Here is a 25,191-nt window from a genome sequence, read left to right on the forward strand (position 1 = left end):
TTGCTCAGCGCCCTTCGGGTTGCTGGATCGTCGAGAAGATCAGTATTCGATGACTACACGACCGTCGATCTTCGCATGCTCCATCTCGTCGAAGATCGCGTTGATGTCCTCGAGCGGGCGCTTGCTGAACGTCGGGTGGATCTTACCTGCCGCATAGAACTCGAGCGCCTCGACCAGATCCTGGCGGGTGCCGACGATCGATCCGCGGATCGTCAGTCCTTTGAGGACGATGTCGAAGATCGGAGCCGGAAAATCGCCCGGGGGCAAGCCGTTGAAGACGATGGTGCCGCCTCGGCGGGTCATCGAGATCGCCTGGCCGAAGGCCTTCGGGTGCACAGCAGTCACGAGCACGCCGTGCGAGCCGCCGACCTTCTTCTGAATGATCTCAGACGGATCCTCTGCGAACGCATTGACGGTGATCTCGGCACCGTGCTTCTTCGCCAGAGCGAGCTTGTCGTCGGCAACGTCGACGGCGATCACGCGCATTCCCATCGCCACTGCATACTGCACGGCGATGTGCCCGAGTCCGCCGATGCCGGAGATGACGACCCATTGACCGGGCTTCACCTCGGTGCGCTTGAGGCCTTTGTAGACCGTGACTCCGGCACACAGCACCGGAGCGATCTCATAGGGATCGGACCCCTCTGGGATGGTAGCGGCGAATTTCGTATCGATGAGCATGTACTCGCCGAACGAACCGTCGACTCCGTAGCCGCCGTTGACCTGCTCTTCACACAGCGTCTCCCAGCCCTGACGGCAGTGCTCGCAGACTCCACACGCGCTCCACAGCCAGGCGTTTCCGACCAGCTGGCCGATCTCGAAGTCGGTGTTTCCCGGCCCGAGCTTCTCCACGGTCCCCACACCCTCGTGTCCGGGAATGAGCGGAACCTTGGGCTTGACCGGCCAGTCTCCGTGGGCTGCGTGCAGGTCGGTGTGGCACACGCCTGAGGCGACGAGTTTGACCAGCGCCTGCCCTGGACCTGGCTCGGGAATGTCGTTGTCTCCGACGACGAGGTCCTTGCCGAATTCCTCGACCACTGCTGCTTTCATTGCTGACATCATTGACTCCTTTGTGATGATGGCGAATTGCGTTTCACGTGCTGCTGTATCGGTGTCGGGCTTCTGCGACCGAGTCGACTCAGAAGAACCCTTGCTTGTTCTCCGAGTAGCTGACCAGCAGGTTCTTGGTCTGCTGGTAGTGATCGAGCATCATCAGGTGGTTCTCACGCCCGATGCCCGAGGCCTTGTAACCGCCGAAGGCGGCGTGTGCCGGATAGGCGTGGTAGTTGTTGACCCACACGCGGCCCGCCTGGATGTCGCGACCTGCGCGGTAGGCGGTGTTGCCGTTGCGTGACCAGACACCGGCACCGAGCCCGTAGAGAGTGTCGTTGGCCGTGGTGATCGCATCGTCGTAATCGCTGAAGGTGGCGACGGAGACGACGGGTCCGAAGATCTCCTCCTGGAAGATCCGCATCTTGTTGTTGCCCTTGAAGATCGTCGGCTGCACGTAGTAGCCGCCGGCGAGGTCACCTTCGAGTTCGGCTTTGGCTCCGCCGGTGAGCACCTCGGCGCCCTCCTGCCTGCCGATGTCGAGGTATGACATGATCTTCTCGAACTGGTCGTTCGAGGCCTGGGCACCCATCATCGTGTCGGTGTCGAGCGGATTGCCCTGCACGATCTTCTTCGTCCTGGCCACGACGGCCTCGAGGAACGGATCGGCGATCGACTCCTGGACGAGTGCACGCGAGGGACAGGTGCAGACCTCACCCTGGTTGAGCGCGAACATCGTGAAGCCCTCCTGGGCCTTATCCCAGTACGCGTCGTCTTTCGCGTTGACGTCGTCGAAGAAGATGTTCGGCGACTTACCGCCGAGTTCGAGTGTCACCGGGATGATGTTCTGCGACGCGTACTGCATGATGAGTCGACCGGTCGTCGTCTCACCGGTGAATGCGATCTTGCGGATGCGCTTGTTCGAGGCCAACGGCTTGCCTGCTTCGAGGCCGAAGCCGTTGACGATGTTGAGCACACCGTCGGGCAGCAGGTCGGAGATGAGTTCCGCGAGGACGAGGATCGAGGCCGGAGTCTGCTCGGCGGGTTTGAGCACGATCGCATTGCCTGCTGCCAGCGCTGGGGCGATCTTCCAGACGCCCATGAGAATGGGGAAGTTCCACGGGATGATCTGTCCGACGACGCCGAGGGGCTCATGGAAGTGGTAGGCCACCGTGTCGTCATCGATCTGGGACAGCCCGCCTTCCTGCGCTCTGATCGCTCCTGCGAAGTAACGGAAGTGATCAATGGCAAGGGGAATGTCGGCGTTGAGGGTTTCGCGGACGGCTTTGCCGTTGTCCCAGGTTTCGGCGACCGCGATCATCTCAAGGTTCTCTTCGATGCGGTCGGCGATTTTGAGGAGGATGTTCGATCGTTCCGTGACCGAGGTCTTGCCCCATGCGGGCGCCGCCGCATGGGCTGCGTCGAGGGCGACCTCGATATCGTCTGCGGTGCTTGCCGGAACCTCGCAGAAGGTCTTTCCGGTGATCGGTGAGGGATTCTCGAAATAGTTGCCGCCCTTGGGCGCAACCCACTGGCCGCCGATGAAGTTCTCGTAGCGAGACTTGAAGGTCACCAGTGATCCGTCTTGACCTGGCTGAGCGTAAACAGTCATTGCAACTCCTTTGATGCGCATGCTTTCACCGGATGGATTCTCCGACTGGTTCACACGCTACAGAGGCCAACGTTGCATGTGGGTTGCATCACATCTGCCGGGGCTGCGGCTGCCGGACAAGGACCGAGGTCGACTCCGGTCAGCGGCCGAGGGCTTCGAGGCGAACCACGGCAGCATTGCGTTCGGGCGCCTCGGGTGGGGCCAGACGCAGCACCGCCATGAGCACCTCGACGTCATCGCGACTATCGGGCAGAGCCGCATAGCGCCACAGCTGCTGCCAGGTCCCGTTCTGCAGCAGAGACTCGCGCATGAGTGCTTCGAGCTCCGAGCTGACTTCACGGACCCCGGGGGCGTCCGTATCCGCGAGCACCCTACCGCGATAGAGGCCGAGGGCAGTCTCAACGTCACCTCGTCCCAGTGCCTGATGCACCCGTTCGACATCACTGCCGAAATGTCCTTGCAACCGGTAGGGGCGGGCATCGATGTGGATGTCGCCGAGGTGCTCGATCGTTCTGCGCAGCCGTGTGATCTCAGCCCGGACCGTAACTTCGCTGCCGCCGAGCGGCCAGAGCTGATCGACGAGGCCCGAACCGGTGATGCCACTCGGATTCCGATGGAGCAGCAGCAGGATCTCCGCGTGCCGTTTCGACAGCGCGAGACGCTTGCCGTCCGGAGCGGTGAGTTCGGGTGTCGGCCCAGTGACGCTGAGATAGGTGTCTGTGCGCCCTGCGGCAGAAGTCATCCCCGCAGAATCCGGCATATAGAGCTTGGAGAGTCCCGCACCGGCTGCCTGCGCTGTCGAGTTCAGCAGCGGCAGAACGATCGAGGACACCGCATCATCCCCGCCGGTGACATCGATGATGCCCAGCACCTTTCCGGTTAGAGGATGTGTCACGGGTACCGCACTGCAGCTCCACGAATGGACATCGGCAGAAAAATGCTCGGCCTGACTGATCTGCACGGCACTGCCGGTCCGGAGCGCAAGTCCAGGGGCCGACGTGCCCATCACGTCTTCGGACCAATCCGTTCCGGGCAGGAAGCCCATGGTCTCAGCTCGGCTGCGGACGGCACGCTCCCCCTCGACCCACAGGAGCCGGCCCTGCTCATCACCGAGCGCGACGAGCAGTCCGGCCTCCTTGGCCGGTTCGATGAGATGGGAACGCAGCAGGCCCATGATCGAGTGGAACGGATGACGGCGCCTCACCTCGGCGAGCTGGTCCGCTTCATAGGCAACCTGGATGCGCACACCAGCAGGATCACGCAATCGGTCGAGAGACCGGTTCCAGGACTCGATGACGTTTGTGCGGACCCCGAGAGCGGGAGTCGGTGCCGATGTCAGGGCTGCCAGATTGTCGTGGGCCTGACGCACAATGGCCTGATAGTCATCACGAAGCAGCGGCGTCGAATTCATGGGCGCGCAGTCCACCTCCATCGGCGGTTCGTCTCAGGGAGTTGTCGTCAGTGGTCACAATCTATCGGCGATGGCCCCTTCCGGCAAGACCGCGGCTCATGATGCCGGGAGGATGTGAACACTCTTGACAGGAAACACGAAGGGCTCCGTCCGGCACGCACCGTCATCTTTCGCGGTTCCCACCCGGGCATCATCGGTGAATGCAGAAATGGGCGGGAAGTGATGTGCTCACTTCCCGCCCATAGCAGCTCAATGCTCGAAGAGGATCAGATCCTCATTCAAGGATCAGACGCGCATGCTCGAACCGTCGATCGGAACGGCAGGACCGTTCGAGGTGGTGACGGTTGCCTTCGAGATGTAGCGGCCCTTCGACGAGCTCGGCTTAAGACGGAGGACCTCTTCGATCGCAGCGTCGAAGTTCTCCTGCAGCGCTTCCTCGGAGAAGGAGACCTTTCCGATGATGAAGTGCAGGTTCGAGTGCTTGTCGACGCGGAACTCGATCTTGCCGCCCTTGATGTCGGTGACAGCCTTGGCGACGTCCATGGTGACGGTGCCGGTCTTCGGGTTCGGCATCAGGCCGCGGGGACCCAGCACCTTACCCAGACGACCGACCTTGCCCATCATGTCAGGGGTCGCGACGGCGGAGTCGAAGTCGGTGAAGCCATTGGCCACCTTCTCCAGCAGGTCATCGGAGCCGACGAAGTCAGCACCTGCTTCACGGGCAGCTTCTGCACGGTCGCCGGCAGCGAACACCAGGACCCGAGCGGTCTTACCGGTACCATGCGGAAGGTTGACGGTGCCGCGCACCATCTGGTCCGCCTTGCGTGGGTCGACACCCAGGCGGAGAGCGACCTCGACGGTGGCGTCGTACTTCGCCACTGTGGTCTCTTTGGCCAGGGCGATTGCCTGGGCCGGTTCGTACTTCACATCGGCAGCAATCTTCTCTGCCGCGGCCTCATAGGCCTTTGAACGCTTTGCCATCTGCTTTTCTCCTTGCAGTCGTGGTCTGGGCCGCGTAAGCCCTGCCACAGTTGATTGTCTGGTCTCAGACCTCGACGTCGGTGGTGATGCCCATGGAGCGGGCGGTGCCGGCGACGATGCGGTCGGCCATTTCCAGGTTGGTGGCGTTGAGGTCAGGCATCTTGGTGGTCGCGATTTCGCGAACCTGATCCGCGCTCAGGTGAGCAACCTTGACGGTGTGCGGAGTTGCCGAACCCGACTTCACGCCTGCAGCCTTCTTGATGAGTTCTGCGGCCGGCGGGGTCTTGAGGACGAAGGTGAACGAACGGTCTTCGTACACAGTGATCTCGACGGGAACGATGTTTCCGCGCTGGGATTCTGTGGCGGCGTTGTAGGCCTTGCAGAATTCCATGATGTTGACGCCGTGCTGGGCAAGCGCCGGACCGATCGGAGGCGCCGGGTTGGCGGCACCTGCCGAAATCTGGAGCTTGACGAGGCCGGCTACCTTTTTCTTGGGAGGCATATTCGGTCCTTAATCTTGAAGTTTCGATGCGCCAGACGAATACGGCACATCGTTCGATGGCGGCCTCCGATAAGAGCCGCGATCAAACCACACCAGTATTCCATGCGGGCGGACCCGGGAGCAAATGCCGGTGAGGCGGATCACCTGGACGAGAGTGCGCCCAGGAATGAATGTCGAAAGGGCCCGGCAGTCGCCGAGCCCTTTCGCATCACGCGAGTGTTCTCAGAGCTTCGACACCTGGTCGAAGGAGAGCTCGACGGGGACATCGCGTTCGAAGATCGACAGCAGCACGGTGAGCTTCTGCGATTCCGGACGGATCTCCTGGATGGTTGCGGGGTGGCCCTCGAAGGAGCCTTCCTTGACGAGCACGGACTCGCCGACTTCGTATTCCACCTCGGTAATCGGGGCGGACTTCGCAGCCTGCTCGGCCTGGATGCCTTCGGCGGCAGCGGCCTCGGCCTGGCGCTCTTCGAAGATCGGGGCGAGCATCGTGAAGACCTCGTCGATGGACAGCGGCGTCGGATCGTAGGCGTTGCCCACGAAGCCCGTCACGCCTGGAGTGTGGCGCACCGCGCCCCAGGACTCGTCGGTCAGTTCCATGCGCACGAGCACGTAGCCCGGGATGCGCACACGACGAACCTGCTTGCGCTGGCCGTTCTTGATCTCGACGACGTCTTCCATCGGCACCTGCGACTCGAAGATGAACTCTTCGAGGTTGAGGCTGATCGCACGGTTCTCGAGGTTCTGCTTGACGCGGTTCTCGTAGCCTGCGTATGAGTGGATGACGTACCAGTCACCCTCCTGCATGCGCAGTTCGGCTTTGAATTCCTCGGCCGGGTCGACTGCGTCGGCGGCTTCGGCCTCGTCAGCCGAGTCCTCATCGGACGATTCTTCGTCAGCCGAGTCGGTGCTCTCAGCCGAATCGGCTTCGTCAGCCGAGTCAGCTTCAGCGGCGTCCGCTTCGGCTTCGGGGGCTGCCTCGGCGCTGGTGTCAGCGTCGACGACATCCTCGCTGCCGGCAGCCTCGGTGCTCACCTCGGAGGTTTCAGTCTCCGCTTCGGGCACCACTGGTGCAGCGCTCGACTCCTCTGGAGTGGCGCTCTGTGTCTCAGGGGTTTCCTGCTCAGGTGAACTGGTATCCGACACCGATCAATTCCTCGCTTCGCGTGTAGTGATTCCCATATGGGAGTGAAGGGTCTGCAACGTGTTTGATATCCAAGTGATCAGGAGATCAGGCTTGGGGCCGAGTCACCACAACGGCCACAGCGGCGCTCCGCCGAAGACGAACCCGACGAGCTTGCCGAACACGAGGTCGAGGACCGTCACCAGAAGCATCATGAAGAGGATGAATCCCAGCACAACCATGGTGTAGTTGACCAACTGCTTGCGCGTCGGGGTGACGACCTTCTTCAGCTCAGCAACGACTTCGCGGAAGAACTGCATGATTCGGCCGAAGAACCCGAGCTGCTTACGACTGGTCGCACCCTTGGGCGCGTCTCCAGTCTTTTTTGCCGGCGTGTCGCTCACACATCCTCACTCGGTCGGTTCCATTGGGACTTCACAATTGTTCAAGCCAGTCGAGGACGGCGCATCGCCGAAATGACTTCAGCAGATATCAACTGCGCAGGGGTGACAGGACTCGAACCTGCAACCTACGGTTTTGGAGACCGTTGCGCTACCAATTGCGCCACACCCCTTCGATTCGACACTCCCGATTCGCATTGTCCGGGTCGTGTTGAACCACGAGAAACGAGCATACCGTCTCTGCCCGCAATTAGTCGAACCGAGGGTCAAAGCAGGTCGGAGAGCTGTTTCCCTCACGGCTTCACGGCTGGTCGGGCGGGTCCCACCTGTGGTTCGAGCACGCTCGGGCCGCCGTTCAGTCGTTGCCGTCAGTCGGCGTCGATTCCGGTGGCGCCGCGACAAGCGGAACCGGTGCTGGGAAGGCGAACCACGGCTCGATCGTCACCTTTTTGTTCGGGCTGACCTTGACGATCTGAACGTCGATGGGCTTCTTCGTGCGATTGTCGACCCGCATGATGGTCAGCTCGGCGTCCATCTTCAACGGCCCCGGTGTGAGCGCATTCGCGAGGGCTCCGCCGGTCGTCGAACTCACATATCGAACCCCGCTGCCCAAGACCTCAGGCCCGACCCTTCGGTGCCAATGTCCGCTCAGGGCGTAGGTGGCGCATCCGGATCGCAGTGCGGGCGCACCGATCCTGGGGTCATGGATGAGCATGATGTCGAAGTCGGTCTCACAGGCCTCGGTGCTCAGCTTCTTCGCATATTGGTCGGCTGTGAGATCCGTCTCGAGCTGGGGGCCTGAACCGAACACCGTGCGTCGCGGGTCCGGTCCCCCGAAGAACGTCACCCCAGCCATCTCAGCCGTCGAGTCCTCGAGGACTTTCCAGCCCTGCCCTCTCGCATGGTTCGTGGTCTCGGTCGAGTCATGGTTTCCCTTGACGATCATCCGCGGCATGTCCTTGGGCAGCTCGTCGGAGAGGACGTCGAGGCAGTAGTTCTCCGCCGAGGTGCCGGTCATGGTCACGTCTCCCCCGTCGATGTAGGCGTCGGCACCGCTCATCCCGGCTACGGCCCCGACGACGCGTGCCATCCCGATGTTGCAGTGGATGTCCGAGCCGAACACGAACGTTGAGACGTCGGCTCTCAGAGGCTGACCGTCTCCGGTGCTGCTTCCAGCCGGGGGCACCATGCCGTGCGCTGACGACCAATTGCCCGTCAGCGGACGCGTAGTCCACTGAGTCCGCAGATTCGCAAGCACGTCGTCGTAGAAGGCATCGTTGTCGTCGGAGAAGTCCTTGACCGCGGTGAACGCGGTGTCGATGACCCCACCGAGGCGCCCCGTGACCTGCGAACCGGCCAGTGCGGTCCCGTCGAAGGCCGGATCCGGCGTCAGTGGCTTCGGACGGTTGAGGACGGCGGTGCCGACGCTGGCGAGGACGAGGATTGCGATGAGGCCGATTCCGATCAGCTCTTTGCCGGCGAAGGCGCCTCGGATCCCGGCCAACCGGATGGGGCCGAGGACGAAGGCGGCGGCCACGATCACGCCGCTGATGACGGCGACGGCCAGGGTCCACCGGGTGAGGATCTCCCTGCTGAGCCCGTCGACGATCTCATCGACCTGCGCCTGCGGGGCGGAGAAGAGCGAAGCGTATGAGGCGATGTCTCCGCCGAGCGCGTCGACGGCTCCCCCGCCGACGCCCGCAGACCCGCCGTCGGCACCAGCTCGGCTGCCGGTCTCGTTGCCGTGATCCCGAGCGTTTGAAGCATCGGTCCGGGTCTCATCCTCGGCGACGCCGGAGACCGGGATCTGACCGATGTCGACGCGCAGACCCAGTCCCAGCGGCAGGTAGTCGGCAGCCGGGACCAGCAGCGTCCCCAGCGGCCCGAAGTCGATCGTCAGACGAGAATCGGCTGTCACGCTGTATTGCGCCTCGTGGGGCCCGAAGCTGAGGTCGGCTCGTGCGGAGAAGATCGCCCACGGCAGAGACACGACCGCAACGACGGCCAGGAGGACGAGCAGAGCTGAGGTTCTTCGACGGGGCGACACGGCCCCATTCTAGGGAACTCCTCAGCTCAGAGGCATCACCCGGTCATACAGATCACTGCGGATCAGAGCGAGCAGGCGATGAACGTCGGTTCGGGCTCGAGGACGATGCCGAACTTCTCTTCGACTCCGGCGACGACGGCACGAGCGAGCTCGAGCACATCGTCCGTTGCGGCCTGTCCGCGGTTGGTCAGGGCCAGGGTGTGCTTGGTCGACAGGCTCGCGCGTCCCTCACCGATGTGGAAGCCCTTGGTGAATCCCGCATGTTCGATCAGCCAGGCGGCTGAGGTCTTCGTCAGTCCCGCGATCGTGGCCCCGCTGAGGGGGTCCGTGACCGGGTAGCGGGGAGCCTCGGCGGGCAGTTCCTCCGGGCTGTCGACGATGGGGTTGGTGAAGAACGATCCCGCCGACCACGAGTCGTGGTCGTTCGAATCGAGAACCATGCCCTTCGAGGCGCGCAGATCGATGACGGTCGAACGGACCAGGTCAGCCGACACGGTGTCCCCGATCTCCACGTCCAAGGCCGAGGCAAGCTGAGCGTAGCGCACGGGCAGGGAGGCCCGACTTCGCTGGAGTTCGAAGGTCACCGACAGCACGAGGAACTGCGCCGTGCCCGACCTCTGCTGCGCCCGTTTGAGCGCCGAGGTGCGGTAGCCGAATTCGAGTTCGACCGCGCTGAGTTCACGGACCTGGCCTGCGATCCGGTCGAAGACCTCGACCGAGGTGATGAGTTCGCCCACTTCGGTGCCGTAGGCGCCCACGTTCTGGATCGGCGTCGCGCCCACGGAACCGGGGATGCCGGAGAGCGCCTCGAGGCCCGACAGGCCCTTTTCGAGCGTCTGGGCGACGAATTCGTCCCAGTTCTCCCCCGCCTCGGCGGTGACTCGGGTTTCTGTGTCCGAGAGCTCGGTCAGGGTCGTGCCCGTCGTTGCGACCACGCACACGTGCCCGTCGAATCCGGCGTCCGCGACGAGCAGATTCGATCCGCCGCCGATGAAGAGGACGTCGGGTTCGTCTCGTGTGGACAGACCCAGCGGGTGCTCACGGCAGAATGCAAGGAGTTCGTCCCGGCTCTTCGCGACCGTGAGATCTTGCGCCGGACCGCCGAGGCGGAACGTCGTGAAGTCCGCCAGGTTCACCGGGTGACTCGGATCTGGGTGCGGCTGAGCACATCCTTCTCGCCGGACTTGACCGTGACGTCGATGCGGGCGGTGCCCACGGCTCCATCGATGGCGCCGATCGTGGCGGTCAGCGAAAGCACGGCGGTGGGTGTCGCCGGGGTGCCGGACTCAGCATCGGGGACGAGCACGGGCGCGGAGAACCGGGTGCGGTAGTCGACGATGGCACCCGGGTCGCCGAGCCATTCGACGATGGGAGCGACGACCACGGCCATCGAGAGCATGCCGTGGGCAATGACTCCGTCGAGGCCCACCTCGGTGGCGAATCGTTCGGACCAGTGGATCGGGTTGTGGTCGCCTGAGGCGCCCGCGTAGTCGACGAGCGAAGCCCGCGAGAGCTCGATCTCGGTCTCGACGACGGTGTCTCCGATGTTGAGCTGGGAGAAGTCGGTCAGGCTCATTCTCCGTCTCCTCTCACGACGATGGTGGAGGTCACCGTGACGACGGGCTGCTCCGCGGGGTCGGTGATCTCCGTCCGGGTGGTGATCATGGCGTTGTTGCCTGCGGCCCGCACACCGTCGACATGAGTCGTGGCGTCGAGGCTGTCACCTGCAACGATGGGGCGGGTGATGGTGAACTGCTCCGAGCCGTGGACGACCTTCGAGAAGTCGATGCCGGATTCGGGATCGGAGATGTAGGCTGCCTCGGACTTCTGCGCGATGATCACGGGGAATGTCGTTGGCGCGACGACGTCTTTGTACCCGAGCGCAGTGGCCGCCTCGGTGTCGAAGTGATAGTCGGACTTCGCGCCGGTGGCGAGCGCGAATTCCGCAATCGCCTCCCGGGACACCTCATAGGGGCGGGGCAGGGAGTAGCTGGCCCCCTGCTTCTCGGAATTGACCGGCATAGTCGCTCTCTTTCGCACAGACGTCATAGTGGTCGCACAACTTCGTGACCCCAGCCTAGCGGCCCGCCCCGTTGCGAGGGGAATTGAGAGCCATGGGAGAGTGACCGAAAATTCGCCTCCGGTTCACCCAATTGGTGCACCATCGTCCTCAGTCCCTAAAACTGGTATAAGTTGTCCACATCACATGTGCTGTTCGACGTGTCGACCTCACCCGGGTCGGCGATGGAGAACAGCTGATGTGAATGCGGTCCACAGAGAAGTTGAGACGCAAGATGTCTTCACAAGGAGTAGTGCGATGACGAACGATCCGTCGGACAAAACCACAGCGAAACCTGCCGGTTCCGGAAAGCGCGTGGTCAAAGATGCAGTCGCGGTCCCCCACGCCGGTCGCCCCGCGCGCTCTGCCGAAGCCGCAGCACCCTCGGCGCCCATTGCCGATGCGACAGCGCCGGTCGCCGGCAGCGCACAGGTGGCACAGGTGGCACAGGTGGCACCGGCAGCAGATCCCGCCGCAGCGATCGATCCGGCCGAGACCGATGTCCATGTCGGCACCGATGCCGCCTATGCCGGGGTGGAGGCAGAACGGGTCCAGATCCGTCGTCCGCTGCGCAACGTCTCCGAGGTGCGGCACTTCTTCCGCACGAACATCACTCCCATCTACTTCATCGGGGCAACACCGTTCAACCTGCTCGGTCTCGACCGGTGGGTGCGCAACTTCTCCTACATCACGTACTACGACGGTTGGGACGGCGCACACCCACGCGTCTTCTCCCCGCGCTACAAGCCGTTCGTCGAGTTCGAGAGCGGCGAGGCGATCAACAACTGGCTGCTGCTCAACGCCGAGGTGCGCGCACACATGACGCGCAACGTCCCCCACGGCGAACGCCCCAAGGTCGCCATGGTCTTCTTCGACGAGGAGACTGAACGAATCTGCCGCGAACTCGGCTACGACCTCATCCTGCCCTCGGCCACGCTGCGCAACCAGCTCGACTCGAAGATCGAGACGACGAAGCTCGGCAATGAGGCCGGCGCGTTCTCCGTGCCCAATGTGCTCACGACCGCTGACACGTTCACGCAGCTGATGAAGGAGGCGGAGAAGGAGGGCCTGGGAACGGACCTCGTCGTTCAGACCCCCTACGGTGATTCGGGCAAGACGACGTTCTTCATCGCCGCAGAAGCCGACTGGAACACCCACAAGCACGACATCATCGGCGAACAGCTGAAGATCATGAAACGCATCAACAACACGCCTGTGGCCGTGGAGGCGGTCATCACCAGCAGCGGTGTCGTCGTCGGCCCGTTCCTCACCGAGCTGGCAGGCTTCGCCGAACTCACCCCGTACAAGGGCGGCTGGTGCGGCAATGAGATGACCCCGGATGTGCTCACGGCCGATCAGCGCACCCGGGCCAGGGAACTGGTGCGTCGAATGGGTGAGGGCCTGCGCAAGCGAGGCTACCGCGGCTTCTTCGAGGTCGATGTGCTCGTCGATCTCGACACCGATGATGTCTGGCTCGGCGAACTCAATCCGCGGATCTCCGGCGCCTCGGCGATCACGAATGTCACAGCCGGCGCCTATGCGGACGTGCCGCTGTTCCTGTTCCATCTGCTCGAGTACCTCGACGTCGAATTCGATCTCGACGTCGATGAGATCAACGAGCGGTGGGAGGAACTCTCGGGTGCGGACGAGTGGAGCCAGATGGTCATCAAGGAGACCGCTGACATCACCGAATACATCACCCACTCGCCGCTGACGGGTCAGTACTACCTCGATCAGTACGGAACGCTGACCTACAAGCGCGCTGCCCTCGACTGGCACCCGCTGCAGAACGGCAGCGAAGTGTTCTTCTTGCGCATCTACGGCGCCGGCGAATATCGGTGGAAGGGCGCCGACCTTGGCGTTCTCGTGACCAAGAACCCGCTGCAGACGAAGTCCGGAGGCGCCAGCGCCCTGAGCATCAGGGCCAAGCACTTCATCGATTCGATCCGCGCAATGTACGCCGGCGTCCCAGTCGCGGCCGAGGACCCCTCCCCCGCGTTGGGCGGTCCCGGAGCCAAAGGCGACTGAGAAATCGCGATGGTAATCTCGTCACGGACCGCACGCGGTCCCACGAGACCAACGCTGCACAACAGAGACTTGCTGCAGAGCTAGAGACTCGCTGCACAACAGAGACTATGAGAGATCACGAGGTGGAGAGTGACTGAGACGTCGCCGAACCAGGCCATGCCCGTCGACCCGGTCACGGAGACCGTTGACAAGGACAATTGGCAGGATCCCGGCAATGTCCGCTGGTCGTTCCAGCACGTCGATCAGGTTCTGCCCACGACGCCGATCTCACGCGGGGCCGGGCCCGTGGCGGAACTGCCACTCGCCCTGCAGGACCTCGGCGAAGTCGAGATCCCGAAGACGGAATTCTCCGAGGCTCGCAGTGTGCGCAGCGTCATCGAAGCCAGCAGCACCGATGCCTGGATGGTTCTGCACAACGGGAAGGTGCTGACCGAAGAGTACTTCAACGGAATGGCGCCGGAGACCGAGCATCTGCTGATGTCGGTGAGCAAATCTCTGGTCGGAACGGTGGCCGGTGTGCTCGCCGGTGCTGGGGATCTCGACCCCAACCGACTGATCACCGACTACGTTCCCGAACTCGCATCCTCGGGTTATGCCGGAGCCACGGTGCGCCACATCCTCGACATGCGCTCGGGGATCAGGTTCTCCGAGAACTACCTCGATCCCACATCCGAGGTCCGGCAGATCGAGGAGGCCATCGGCTGGTCTGAGTCGAAGCCCGCAGGCCAGGCCACCGGTATGTACGAGTTCCTGACCACGCTCGAGGCAAAGTCCGAGCACGGCGGCGTCTACCAATACCGCTCGTGCGAGACCGATGTGCTCGGCTGGGTGTGCGAGAAGATCGCCGGCGAGAGCATGCAGACCCTCATGTCACGCGTACTGTGGTCGCGCATCGGGGCCGAACGCGATGCGCTCATCGCCACCGATCAGTACGGTGTGGGCATGTTCGACGGTGGGATCAACACCACCCTGCGCGATTTGGCCCGCTTCGGCTACCTCCACTCGAACCGCGGAGTCTCCCTGACGGGAGAGCAGGTGGCACCGACCTCCTGGATCGGAGATACGCTCACCGGCGACGTCGACACTCGGCAGGCCTTCGCCGACGGCCCCGACGACAATCGGATGCCCGGCGGAATGTACCGCAACCAGTTCTGGTTCCCCTTCCCGGATTCGCATGCGTTCCTCGCCCTCGGCATCCACGGACAGATGATCTACATCAACCCGGGCGCCAATTTCGTGGGCGTCAAACTCTCCAGCTGGGGCCTGCCACAGGACGCGAGCAAGCTGTTCCCGACGATCCGCGCCTTCGACGCCCTGGCCAGCGCCGTCAATATCCCTGGTGTCGAATAGCGACGTCACCTCACGGTGAGCCGGGACTGATACCCAGAACCAGCTGAAAGCTCATGCGGGTCGGTCACAGGCCCAGGTGTGCGATCTCCGGTGCTGGCTGGCCGAGGATCGCCCTGGCCAGCCCATCGCCGATGAGCGGGCCCATCGTCAGCCCGCCCGCACCGAATCCCGAGGCGAGCCACAGACCGGTCGTCCCGGGCACGGCCCCCGCATACGGGAGTCCCCCGGCACGGGTCGACATCGGCCTGACGCCGACTCGGGTCTCGAAGATCGTCGCCTCGGCGAGTCCTGGAGCGATCCTCAGGGCATCGTCGAGGACCTGCTTCTGCCCGGCTGCCGTGGTGCGGACGTCGAAGCCGACACCGTCCTCACGCGTGGCGCCGATGACGACCCGTCCGCCGTCGAACGGCGTGATGTAGTGATGGTCGAGCGGATGGACGGTCGGCCACGGCGAGGTGTTGACTCCGCGCAGGCTCAGATGGATCAGCTGGCCTCGCTGCGGTGTGATCGAAACCGTGTGCCCGAGCCGGTCCAGGATCTCCTGACTGCGGGCCCCACCCGCAACGACGACGGCATCGAAGTCCTCCATCGCCGAGGTGGTCCCCACCGACCATGGACCAGTGCCGTTGGTGCCGGACCCAGCTGTGATGGTTCGTGCCGCGTCGGCGACGAACCGAGCACCGTGGGCTCTGGCTCCGGTGAGGATGGCGTCACGCAGAGTGCGTCCGTCGACGCGACCGCCGCCGGTGATGAAGAGTCCCGTCATGTCCGGAGCGATCGGTGGGAAGATCTCGGCCAGGTTCGCCGAGTCGAGGTCGTGGACCTCGCCTGCGACTGGCCCTGCGGCTGAGACGCGTTCACGGATGCGCCCAGCCGCCTCGGCGAGGGTGTCCGGGTCTCGGTTGACTACCAGCGCACCGGACTGCCGATAGCCGAGCTCGGGAATCCCGAGGTCACGCAGCTGCTCAAGGAGCTGCGGGTAGAAATTTCCGCCGGCCGCATAGGTCTCGTAGTAGTCACCGTCACTCGTTGAGACCCACGGGGCGATGATTCCCGCGCTCGCAGCGGTGGCCTGGCCGGCCATGGCATCGTCGAAGATCATGACGCTGACATCACGTGAGGCCAAGCCGAAGGCGACGGAGGCTCCGGCGATTCCGCTGCCGATGACGGCGACGCGCGCGTGGTGTTGGGTCATGGACGATGTCCTTCCATCTCAGATCGGGACTTCCCGGTTGAGCACGATACTGTGATCGCGCGGCAGGTGGTACTGGTTGAGCAGATCAGGGCGCAGCCTCATGAGGTTGATGAAGATGACGCGCTGCCAACGGTGCATCGGAGAGTTCTCGCCAGGATAGGGCGCGACCTCTGAGACGAAATACACCGCATCGGCCACGCTCTGCGCATCCGTCGGCTGGGGCTGCTTCTCAGTCCCAGCCTGCGTCACAGACTCAGACTCAACCTGCTTCTTGAAATCCGTCCGGGCCTGCGCGACCCTGTTGAGGAGTGCGGGCACCTTGGGCGGGAGGCTGAATCCGACCTCGAGCTCGATCGTCGAGACTCCGTATCCCAGTTCCGTCACTCGCGCCTCGGTGGAGAACGGTTTGTGGCCGGTCATGATCTTGACGATGAGGACCCTCTCGTGGAGGACCGACTGATGTCTGATCATGGTCTGCATGGCCGCAGGAACGAGCTTCACCGAGTGGCACAGGTACACTGCGGTGCCGGGCAGCCGGGTGGGCGCATCGGGTCCGGCCAAGCTGCTGACGAAGGCGTCGAGGTCGATGTGGTCGGCCCGGCGTGCTTCGAGCAGTCTCTGCTGCCCGCTGCGCCAGGAGTACATGATCATCGAGATGACAAGACCGATGGCGATCGGCAGCCAGCCGCCGGAGACGAACTTCGTCAGGTTGGAGATCACGAACAGGGCAACGACGGCCAATGCGACCAGAGCGAACACGCCAGCGGGTGAGAACAGCCTGCGCTGGTGGAGCAGGAAGAACGTGAGCACGGTGGTCGTCGCCATGATCGAGACCGTCACCGCGATGCCGTAGGCGGCGGCCAGAGACACCGAGCTGCCGAAGGCGATGGTGACGGCGATGACGGCAATTGCGAGCAGGAGGTTCACAAGCGGCACGTAGATCTGACCGGGCGAGTGCTGGGAGACTCGCACAACGGCGAACGGCGGAAGCAGCTGCAGACGACCGGCCTGCTGGACCGCGGAGAACGCCGCGGCGATGACAGCTTGGGAGGCGATGACAGTGGCCAAGGTGGCCAAGACCACGGCGGGGATCATCGCCCAACCGGGGACGAGGCCGAAGAACGGGTGGCCGATTTTCCCGGGCGTGCGCAGGACCAGACCGGCCTGTCCCAGGTAGTTGAGGACAAGGGATGGCAGAACGATGGCGAACCAGGCCCGGGAGATGGGCAGCCGACCGAAATGACCCATGTCGGCGAACAGCGCCTCGGCGCCGGTGATCGCCAGCACCACTCCGGTCAGTGCGACGAAGGCCGTCCACGGGTGGGCGGCGACGAGAAGTACGATCCAATGCGGAGACAGGGCGACGAGCACGCTGGGATCAGCAAGGACAGAAACAAGTCCGAGGACGGCGATCATGGCGAACCAGAGGAGCATGACGGGGCCGAAGAAACGCCCGATGACGGCGGTGCCGAATCGCTGCGTGAGGAAGAGCACGACGAGGATGGTGACGGCGACGGGCACGATGACGACCGACAGTCCCGGAGAGATCGAAGTCAGGCCTTCGACGGCGGAGAGCACGGAGATGGCCGGGGTGATGATGCTGTCTCCGAAGAACAGGGCGGCACCGACGATGGCGACGAGAGCCGCGATCGCCGTAGCTCGTCGGCTCGGGCCTGAGCGGAGGAAGAGTGCATAGAGGGAGAGCAGACCGCCCTCCCCGTCATTGTCGCGACGCAGGAGAATGCCCACGTACAGGACGGTGACGATGAGGATGATCGACCAGATGATCATCGAGGTGGTCCCGAAGATGACCAGACGGGACGGGTGTCCGATCGCGGCGAGGACCGCGGAGAAGGAATAGAGCGGGCTGGTGCCGATGTCGCCGAACACGATTCCGAGAGCAGAGACGAGCAGAGGGAATCCGTGCGGCCCTTCGGGACGGTAGGTGCCGCGATGGTTCTTGCGCAGTGAAACGCCGGGCGAGGTCATAGCCACAGAGTAGTCCTCCCTGACCCGCCCGGCGCCCCTGCTGACCTGCTTTTTCGATGCTGACCCGCTTTCGCGCACACATCGGGCTCAGGCGCTCAGCGAGGATGGACCTCAGCGCCGGAGATCCTCACCACATGTTTCCTTTCAGCGTGGGCTGAATGCGTGCTCGCGGGCCTCGGCCAGCATGGCCTCACGGGTCGCGAGTTTCACACGCTCACGGCCTTCGGCCTCGCCTAATGCCTTCTCGGCGGCCTCCAGCCGGTGGTAGCCCTCCCAGTCGACGTAGTCGATGCCCTTGGACTCGAGGAGTTCGACGATCGAGTCCTCGTCGGGAAACAGCGGCTCGGTGAGCACGCCTGCAGCCCGGTCCTTCAGGATGTGCCCGATCGTCTCGAGCGCATCGCCCTTCGTGTGACCGATGAGTCCCACCGGCCCGCGCTTGATCCAGCCGGTGGCGTAGACGCCCTGAATGACCTCGGACTCAGCGGCAGCGGCCTGATCATCGGCGTCGACCACGCGACCCTCATGGTTCGGGATGACACGTTTGACCTCGTCGAAGGGCAGCTGCGGAAGTGCGGTGCCCGCATAGCCGACGGCCCGGTAGATCGCGGTGACGTCCCAGTCGACGAATGTGCCCGTGCCTGCGACTCCCCCACTGCCGTCGAGTTCCTGACGCTCCGTGCGCAGACCGGTCACCGCATCCTCGCCGAGGATGGCCACCGGTGCGTGGAGGAAGTGCAGGTGCAGACGACGTTTGGCTCCGACCGGTTCCCGCATCGTGAAGTCCGTGAGTGTCTTGGCGACCTGTTTGGTCTGATTGCTCGACTCGATCGCGGCCAGCGATCCTTCATCGAATTCGAAGTCCTCGGGGTAGACGATGACATCGACGTCCTTGACATGCCCGAGTTCGCGCAGCTCCAAGGGAGTGAACTTCGCCTGAGCCGGACCGCGACGTCCGAACACATGAACATCGGTGACCTGTGAGCCTTTCAGCCCCTCGTAGACATGGTCGGGGATCTCGGTCGTGTGCATATCATCGGCCTGCTTCGCCAGCACCCGGGCAACGTCGAGAGCGACATTGCCATTGCCGATGACGGCGACCTGCTGCGCATCCAATGGCCAGGTCTGCTCGACGTCGGGATGCGAGTCGTACCAGTTGACGAAGTCCGCGGCACCATAGGAACCGGGCAGATCCACACCCGGGAGATCGAGCGAGGCGTCGACGAAGCAGCCGGTGGAGAAGATCACCGCATCATAGCGGTCGGTCAGCTCACCCAGAGTGATGTCGGCACCGTATTCGACGTTGGAGAACAGCCGGATATCACCACGGTCGAGGACCTTGATGAGGGCATTGATGATGCCTTTGATACGTGGATGGTCGGGAGCCACGCCGTAACGGACCAGGCCGAACGGGGTCGGCAGCCGGTCGAAGAGGTCGATGCTGACCTCGAAGTCACGATCGGCCTTGGTCAGCAGGTCGGCAGCGTAGATGCCTGCGGGTCCGGCACCCACGATGGCCACACGGAAGGGGTTGGTCGTCATGATTCTCCTTGGGGCGGCAGAGCCGCGATGAACGGGTGGTCGGAGTCGACGACGCCGTGCGCCGCCGCTCCGCCTGGCGAGCCGATGGTGTCGAAGAATTCGACGTTCGCCGCGTAGTAGGCTTCCCACTCATCGGGGACGTCGTCCTCGTAGAAGATCGCTTCGACGGGGCACACGGGTTCACAGGCCCCGCAGTCAACACACTCGTCGGGGTGGATGTAGAGGGAGCGCGCACCCTCGTAGATGCAGTCGACGGGGCATTCGTCGATGCAGGCCCGGTCCTTCAGATCGACGCAGGGCTGGGCGATGATGTAGGTCATGGGTTCCTCGTCAGTTCCGGCTCGGAGGCCTCTGCTTGTGCGAATGCGCCGGCAGCGTAGGGGCTCAATGTCACGACATCGCCGGCAACGACGATGGCGGGCGAGCGCACAGCTCGACGGGCGGCCTGGGAAGCGATCGTGTTCAGCGTCCCGATCGTCACCCGCTGGTTCTCACCGAAACCGTCCTCGATGATCGCAACGGGGCAGTCTCCCCCGCGTCTCCCGCGAGCCAGGATCATCGCCGAATGCGCCAACGTCCCGATGCCCATGAGCACGACGACCGTGTGGTCACGTCCCCCACCCAGTTCGGTCAGCTGATCGTGGCCGGTGATGACCGTGTAGGCGGTGGCCAGTCCCCTGTGGGTCAGTGGGATACCGGCGACGGCAGGAACCGAGTTCGCACTCGTGACACCGGGCACGACCTGTACGTGGACTCCGGCCTCATGGCAGTGGGCGACCTCTTCACCGCCACGGCCGAAGACGAACGGGTCCCCACCCTTGAGTCGAACCACCCGCCGGCCTGCGCGAGCCTGTTCGACGAGGATCTCGTTGATCCGCTGCTGCGGAACCGGATGATGGCCGGGAGTCTTGCCGACATCGATGATCTCAGCTGCGAGTGACTCCCCGCGTTCGGTCTCCAGTTGGTCGATGACCGAACGCGCGCCGAGGCGGTCTGCGACGATGACGTCGGCCGTCTCCAATGCGCGCAGACCCTTGACGGTCAGCAGGCCCAGGTCCCCGGGTCCGGCACCGACGAGCAGCACGCTGCCCGGTTCCTGAGGTGTGAAGAGACTCATGACCGGCCGCCCTCTGCCTGGCTGTCCTCTGCCTGGCCGTCCACCGGAGTGTGGATTCCGGCGGCCACGGTGGCTCCGGTCTGCGGATCAATGATGAGGAACCCACCCGCACGTCCCTGCTCGCGGAAATCCGCGAGCGGCAGTGCGGTGGCCACCTTCACCTCGGCGATGCCGATGTCGTTTCCGGCCAACACCTCGGCGGGTTCGGATCCTGAGGTCAGCAGGTTGTGCTTCGATTCGATCGTCACGATCCCCTTGACCGTCGTGGTCCCGGCCTTCACGAGCACCCGGTCACCGGAGCGCAGTCCCTGAGAGGTGAAGGGGAAGACCTCGGCGCGCAGAGCCTTGCGAGGTTCGGGCAGGGTGCCGGCAGCGGCGAGGACGCTGCCGCGTGCGGTGTCGATGTCGTCGGCCAGCCGCAGCGCTACGGACAGCGGTGCGCCCGCGGACTCCAGCGGGCCATCGGCCGTGTCGATGCCGACGACCGTGGTCCGCAGGCCGGCCGGGTGAACGTCGACCTCATCGCCGAGGCGGATCCGTCCTGACGTGACCTGCCCGGTCACCGCCCGGTAGTCCCGGAACTCATCGGGGTCGAGTCCCGGAGCCAAGCCGCCCTGCGGGCGCAGCACGGATTGCACGTCGAGGCGGAACGGATCGAGGTCGGCCGTGTCCTCTTCCTTGCTGGGCAGGTTCTCGAGCAGGTCGAGCAGAGCAGGCCCCTCATACCAGGGTGTGTTCGCCGAAGCCTCGGCCACGTTGTCACCGGCCAGCGCCGAGACCGGGATCAGGTGGGCCGCGTCGAGCCCGATCTCCGCAGTCAGCGCTTCGATCTCGGACTCCACCTTCACATACTCCGCCTGGTCGTAGTCGAGGAGGTCGATCTTGTTGATCGCGACGATGACGTGACGGATGCCCAGGCGATGGACGACAGTGAGATGGCGGCGAGTCTGCTCGGTCGCACCGGTCCGCGCGTCGATGAGGACGACGACGGCATCGGCGGTCGTCGCACCGGTGACCATGTTGCGGGTGTACTGGACGTGTCCGGGGCAGTCGGCGAGGATGAACGATCGTTTGTCGGTGGCGAAGTAGCGGTAGGCGACGTCGATCGTGATGCCCTGCTCTCGTTCGGCACGGAGGCCGTCGGTGAGGAGGGCGAAGTCGAATTCGCCGCCGACGAAGCCACGCTCTTGGCTGGTGCGTGTCACCGCCTCAAGCTGGTCGGCGAGGATCGCCTTCGCATCGTGGAGCAGGCGGCCCACGAGCGTCGATTTGCCGTCATCGACGGAGCCGGCCGTGGCGAAGCGCAGCAGGGTCTTCGTCTGCGTAGCGGCGGTGGTGTCTGGAGTCGTGGTCATCAGAAGTATCCGTCCTTCTTGCGGTCTTCCATCGCCGCAGCCGAGATCCGGTCGTCGGCGCGGGTTGCTCCGCGTTCTGTCACAGTGGTCACAGCCACCTCGGCGAGGACCGAGGAGATGTCGTCGGCCTCGGATTCCACGGCGCCCGTGCAGCTCATGTCGCCGACAGTGCGGTAGCGCACCGACTTGCGGATCACGGACTCATCGGGACGTGGGGCCGAGAACTCACCCGTTGACCACCACATGCCGTCGCGCTGGAAGACCTCGCGCTCGTGGGCGTAGTAGAGGTGGGGCAGGGCGATGTTCTCCCGAGCGATGTAGCTCCACACGTCGAGTTCGGTGAAGTTCGAGATCGGGAACACGCGCACGTGTTCGCCGCTTAAGTGGCGGCCGTTGTAGAGGTTCCACAGTTCGGGGCGCTGGTTGCTCGGATCCCACTGGCCGAATTCGTCGCGCAGGGAGAAGATGCGCTCCTTGGCGCGGGCCTTGTCCTCGTCGCGGCGGGCGCCGCCGAACACGGCGTCGTACCCGCCCTCGGCGATCGCGTCGATGAGCGGCTGAGTCTGCAGGGTGTTGCGGGTCCCGTCGGCGCGTTCGCGCAGGCGGCCGTCGTCGATGTAGTCCTGGACCTTCGCCACGCTCAGGTCGATGCCGTAGCGGGCGGCGGTCTCATCGCGGAACTTCAGGATCTCCGGGAAGTTGTGGCCGGTGTCGACGTGGAGAAGACCGAACGGGATCTTCGCGGGCCAGAAGGCCTTCGCTGCGAGGTGAAGGACCGTGACGGAGTCCTTACCGCCGGAGAAGAGCAGCACGGGCTTCTCGAATTCGGCGGCAACCTCGCGGATAATGTGGATCGCCTCTGACTCGAGAACGTCGAGGGTGGATAGTGGTTCCTGGGTGGACAGGGGTGTGTGATCGATGCTCATACGTGCAGCCCGCATTCTGTTTTCGAGGTTCCAGCCCACCGGCCGGCACGAGGGTCCTCCCCTTCGGCCACGGGGTTGGTGCAGGGCTGGCATCCGATGGATGGGTAGCCCTGCGACAGCAGTGGATTGACCGGCACGTCGAAAGCGCCGGCGTAGTCGAGAAGATCGTCGAAGGACCAGGCGGCCAAGGGGTTGACCTTGACCAGCCCGTTCTTCTCATCGAAGGTCACCAGCGGTGTATTCGCGCGGGTCGGCGCTTCGTCCCGACGGACTCCGGTGAACCAGAGTTCGTAACCGGCCAACGACTTCTTCAGAGGTGCCACCTTGCGCCGGGCACAGCAGAGGCCGGGATCGCGGTTGAAGAGCTCGGCACCGAATTCTGCGTCCTGCTGCTCCACGGTCTGCTCCGGGAGGACGTCGACGATGGTGACGTCGACCTTGCTGGCCACCTCGTCGCGGGTCGAATAGGTCTCCGCGAAGTGGTAGCCGGTGTCGAGGAAGAGCACGTCGACGCCGGGCAGGTACTGGGCGACATAATGCGGCAGGGCCGCATCGGCCATCGAGCAGGCCACCGCGCAGGCGGAGGTGTCGAAGTTGCGCGAGACCCAGCGGATGACGTCGGCCGGGCTGGCTTCGGCCACGCCGTTGTCGGGATCGCCCGAGAGCTCCCTGGCCCCCGCCTCGGCGAGGGACTTCAGCTCGTCGATGCTGCGTGACGTGGTGGTCGTGTCCTGTGGCTGCGTCGTGCTCATACCAGCTCCTCCTCGTCGACGCGGTGTGCCCATTCGGAGAACGTCTCGGTGTCGCCGCGTCCGTCGAGGAACCGACGGACGAATTTCTCGACGTAGTCGCTCAAGCCTTCGACGGTGACCTTGAGTCCGCGGACTGTGCGGCCGAGGCCGGCTTCGTCGCGGTCCTTCGATGCCAGTCCGCCGCCGACGTGGACCTGGAATCCCGGTGTCTGCACGCCGTCGTCGGTTGTCACCAACTGGCCCTTGAGTCCGATGTCCGCGGTCTGGATCCGGGCGCAGGAGTTCGGGCAGCCGTTGAGGTGCAGGCTGATCGGGTGGGGCAGATCGATGCCCGCGAGGCGTTCTTCGAGCGTCGCCATGGCGTCCGCGGCGGTCTGCTTGGTCTCGACGATCGCGAGCTTGCAGAACTCGATTCCCGTGCAGGCCATCGTCGACCGGCGGAAGAGGTCCTTGCGGCTCGAGAGGCCCAAAGCGTCGAGGCCGGCGACGACCTCATCGACGTCCGACTCTTCGATGTCGAGGAACAGTATCTTCTGATGCGGGGTCGTGCGCAGACGCGTCGAGCCGAACTTCTCCGCCAGGTCGGCGATCTGACCCAGCAGGGTGCCCGATGCACGACCGGCGATGAGGCTGACGCCGATGTAGTACTTGCCGTCGGCCTGCTTGTGCACGCCCACGTGGTCGCCCGCAGTCATGGGCTTCTCCGGGGCAGGACCGTCGGCGAGCTTGTAACCGAGGTATTCGGTCTCGAGGATGTCGCGGAACTTCTCCGGTCCCCAGTCAGCGAGGAGGAACTTCATACGCGCCTTGTTGCGCAGGCGGCGGTAGCCGTAGTCGCGGAAGATCTCGGTCACGCCCAGCCAGGTCTCAACGACCTGGTCGGGGGCGACCCAGGTGCCCAGCCTCTCGGCGAAGCGCGGGACCGTGGAGAGCGCACCGCCGACCCAGAGGTCGTAGCCGATGCCTTTCTCCGGGTGCTCGACGGCGACGAACGAGCAGTCGTTGATCTCGTGGACGACATCCTGGCTGGGGTGGCCGGTGATCGCGGTCTTGTACTTGCGCGGCAGGTTCGACAGGCTCGGGTCGCCGATGTAGCGGCGGGAGATCTCCTCGATGGCGGGGGTCGGATCGATGAGCTCGTCGGCGGCGATGCCGGCGACAGGCGAGCCGAGGATGACGCGGGGGACGTCTCCGCAGGCTTCGGTCGTCTGCAGACCGACGGCTTCAAGCCGCTGCCAAATCTCGGGGACGTTCTCGATCTCGATCCAGTGGAGCTGAATATTCTGACGGTCGGTGAGGTCGGCGCTGCCCCGACCGAAGTCATTCGAGATATCCGCGATCGTGCGCAGCTGCTCGGTGGTGAGCTTTCCGCCGTCGATGCGCACGCGAAGCATGAAGTACTCATCCTCGAGTTCATGAGGCTCAAGGGTGGCAGTGCGTCCTCCGTCGATGCCGGGTTTGCGCTGGGTGTAGAGGCCCCACCACCGGAAGCGCCCGTGCAGATCGGTGGGATCGATTGATCCGAAGCCGCCCTTCGAATAGACCTCTTCGATCCGGGTGCGGACGTTGAGTCCGTTGTCTTCGGCCTTGTCGATCTCGTTTTTGTTCAACGGTTCCTGACCGTCGACTTTCCACTGTCCGTTCGACTTCTTCGAACGAGGAGGTCTCTTTGCGGCCCCAGCACCGGGGTCTTTCTTGATCTCTTCCACATTTGTGGACATGGTCGCCTCCAAACGGTGTGGTGAACCTTT

The 25,191-nt window shown here is 64.1% G+C and carries 22 protein-coding genes and 1 tRNA gene; 2 read left to right on the top strand and 21 right to left on the bottom strand.

The window, feature by feature from the left end; all coding sequences use genetic code 11:
* Positions 1-39: 39 nt before the first annotated feature.
* From adhP to MPN20_RS00965, 12 genes are all read right to left on the bottom strand, one after another.
* Positions 40-1,059 carry an alcohol dehydrogenase AdhP gene (gene adhP, locus MPN20_RS00910; protein ID WP_242778257.1) on the bottom strand — a complete coding sequence of 340 codons (1,020 nt, stop codon included), beginning with the start codon at positions 1,057-1,059 and terminating at the stop codon, positions 40-42.
* A gap of 79 nt (positions 1,060-1,138) precedes the next feature.
* The gene (locus tag MPN20_RS00915) at positions 1,139-2,662 is read right to left on the bottom strand and encodes an aldehyde dehydrogenase family protein (RefSeq protein WP_242778259.1); all 1,524 of its coding nucleotides are present in this window, start codon (positions 2,660-2,662) and stop codon (positions 1,139-1,141) included.
* Positions 2,663-2,801: 139 nt separating this feature from the next.
* Entirely contained in the window at positions 2,802-4,073 is a 1,272-nt protein-coding gene (locus MPN20_RS00920) for a helix-turn-helix domain-containing protein (RefSeq protein ID WP_242778262.1), read from the bottom strand.
* Between the two features lie 285 nt (positions 4,074-4,358).
* Positions 4,359-5,054 (bottom strand): 50S ribosomal protein L1, encoded by a 696-nt coding sequence (gene rplA / locus MPN20_RS00925; RefSeq protein WP_242778265.1) that lies wholly within the window; start codon positions 5,052-5,054, stop codon positions 4,359-4,361.
* A 64-nt stretch (positions 5,055-5,118) separates the two neighbouring features.
* Entirely contained in the window at positions 5,119-5,556 is a 438-nt protein-coding gene (gene rplK / locus MPN20_RS00930; protein WP_242778268.1) for a 50S ribosomal protein L11, read from the bottom strand.
* Between the two features lie 222 nt (positions 5,557-5,778).
* Positions 5,779-6,702 carry a transcription termination/antitermination protein NusG gene (gene nusG, locus MPN20_RS00935; RefSeq protein ID WP_242778271.1) on the bottom strand — a complete coding sequence of 308 codons (924 nt, stop codon included), beginning with the start codon at positions 6,700-6,702 and terminating at the stop codon, positions 5,779-5,781.
* A gap of 102 nt (positions 6,703-6,804) precedes the next feature.
* Positions 6,805-7,083 (bottom strand): preprotein translocase subunit SecE, encoded by a 279-nt coding sequence (gene secE, locus MPN20_RS00940; RefSeq protein ID WP_242778274.1) that lies wholly within the window; start codon positions 7,081-7,083, stop codon positions 6,805-6,807.
* A 97-nt stretch (positions 7,084-7,180) separates the two neighbouring features.
* Positions 7,181-7,253, bottom strand: a tRNA-Trp gene (locus tag MPN20_RS00945).
* Between the two features lie 182 nt (positions 7,254-7,435).
* Positions 7,436-9,127, bottom strand: coding sequence for a metallophosphoesterase (locus tag MPN20_RS00950; protein ID WP_242778277.1), 1,692 nt, complete (start codon positions 9,125-9,127; stop codon positions 7,436-7,438).
* A 62-nt stretch (positions 9,128-9,189) separates the two neighbouring features.
* On the bottom strand, positions 9,190-10,263 hold the full coding sequence (locus MPN20_RS00955; RefSeq protein ID WP_242778280.1) for a UDP-N-acetylmuramate dehydrogenase: 1,074 nt from the start codon (positions 10,261-10,263) through the stop codon (positions 9,190-9,192).
* A complete protein-coding gene (locus tag MPN20_RS00960) occupies positions 10,260-10,703 on the bottom strand; it encodes a MaoC/PaaZ C-terminal domain-containing protein (protein ID WP_242778283.1) in 444 nt (147 codons plus the stop codon). The genes MPN20_RS00955 and MPN20_RS00960 overlap by 4 nt, the downstream gene beginning before the upstream one ends.
* Entirely contained in the window at positions 10,700-11,149 is a 450-nt protein-coding gene (locus tag MPN20_RS00965) for a MaoC family dehydratase N-terminal domain-containing protein (RefSeq protein WP_242778285.1), read from the bottom strand. The genes MPN20_RS00960 and MPN20_RS00965 overlap by 4 nt, the downstream gene beginning before the upstream one ends.
* A 295-nt stretch (positions 11,150-11,444) precedes the next feature.
* Here MPN20_RS00965 and MPN20_RS00970 point away from each other — a divergent pair, with 295 nt between their 5' ends.
* Both MPN20_RS00970 and MPN20_RS00975 read left to right on the top strand, forming a co-directional pair.
* The gene (locus tag MPN20_RS00970; RefSeq protein ID WP_242778288.1) at positions 11,445-13,214 is read left to right on the top strand and encodes a biotin carboxylase; all 1,770 of its coding nucleotides are present in this window, start codon (positions 11,445-11,447) and stop codon (positions 13,212-13,214) included.
* A gap of 129 nt (positions 13,215-13,343) precedes the next feature.
* Complete coding sequence (locus tag MPN20_RS00975) at positions 13,344-14,564, top strand: serine hydrolase (protein ID WP_242778291.1); 1,221 nt, start codon at positions 13,344-13,346, stop codon at positions 14,562-14,564.
* Between the two features lie 64 nt (positions 14,565-14,628).
* Here MPN20_RS00975 and MPN20_RS00980 read toward each other — a convergent pair whose 3' ends face one another.
* The 9 genes from MPN20_RS00980 to MPN20_RS01020 form a co-directional block, all read right to left on the bottom strand.
* The gene (locus MPN20_RS00980) at positions 14,629-15,759 is read right to left on the bottom strand and encodes an FAD-dependent oxidoreductase (protein ID WP_242778294.1); all 1,131 of its coding nucleotides are present in this window, start codon (positions 15,757-15,759) and stop codon (positions 14,629-14,631) included.
* An 18-nt stretch (positions 15,760-15,777) separates the two neighbouring features.
* Positions 15,778-17,748 carry a KUP/HAK/KT family potassium transporter gene (locus tag MPN20_RS00985; protein ID WP_242778297.1) on the bottom strand — a complete coding sequence of 657 codons (1,971 nt, stop codon included), beginning with the start codon at positions 17,746-17,748 and terminating at the stop codon, positions 15,778-15,780.
* Positions 17,749-17,892: 144 nt separating this feature from the next.
* Positions 17,893-19,290, bottom strand: coding sequence for an FAD-dependent oxidoreductase (locus tag MPN20_RS00990; protein WP_242778300.1), 1,398 nt, complete (start codon positions 19,288-19,290; stop codon positions 17,893-17,895).
* Entirely contained in the window at positions 19,287-19,610 is a 324-nt protein-coding gene (gene fdxA / locus MPN20_RS00995) for a ferredoxin (protein ID WP_242778303.1), read from the bottom strand. The genes MPN20_RS00990 and fdxA overlap by 4 nt, the downstream gene beginning before the upstream one ends.
* Positions 19,607-20,407: a uroporphyrinogen-III C-methyltransferase gene (gene cobA, locus MPN20_RS01000; RefSeq protein ID WP_242778304.1), complete on the bottom strand. Its 801-nt coding sequence runs from the start codon at positions 20,405-20,407 to the stop codon at positions 19,607-19,609. The genes fdxA and cobA overlap by 4 nt, the downstream gene beginning before the upstream one ends.
* Positions 20,404-21,762, bottom strand: a complete 1,359-nt coding sequence (locus MPN20_RS01005) for a GTP-binding protein (protein ID WP_242778306.1) — start codon at positions 21,760-21,762, stop codon at positions 20,404-20,406. The genes cobA and MPN20_RS01005 overlap by 4 nt, the downstream gene beginning before the upstream one ends.
* Positions 21,762-22,688, bottom strand: a complete 927-nt coding sequence (gene cysD, locus MPN20_RS01010; protein WP_242778309.1) for a sulfate adenylyltransferase subunit CysD — start codon at positions 22,686-22,688, stop codon at positions 21,762-21,764. Before cysD ends, MPN20_RS01005 begins: the two co-directional genes overlap by 1 nt.
* Positions 22,685-23,440 carry a phosphoadenylyl-sulfate reductase gene (locus MPN20_RS01015; protein WP_242778312.1) on the bottom strand — a complete coding sequence of 252 codons (756 nt, stop codon included), beginning with the start codon at positions 23,438-23,440 and terminating at the stop codon, positions 22,685-22,687. The genes cysD and MPN20_RS01015 overlap by 4 nt, the downstream gene beginning before the upstream one ends.
* Positions 23,437-25,161 carry a nitrite/sulfite reductase gene (locus MPN20_RS01020; protein WP_242778315.1) on the bottom strand — a complete coding sequence of 575 codons (1,725 nt, stop codon included), beginning with the start codon at positions 25,159-25,161 and terminating at the stop codon, positions 23,437-23,439. Before MPN20_RS01020 ends, MPN20_RS01015 begins: the two co-directional genes overlap by 4 nt.
* Between the last annotated feature and the right edge of the window lie 30 nt (positions 25,162-25,191).

Origin of the sequence: Brevibacterium sp. ZH18 (genome assembly GCF_022748595.1) — a bacterium.
Lineage (GTDB): Bacteria > Actinomycetota > Actinomycetes > Actinomycetales > Brevibacteriaceae > Brevibacterium.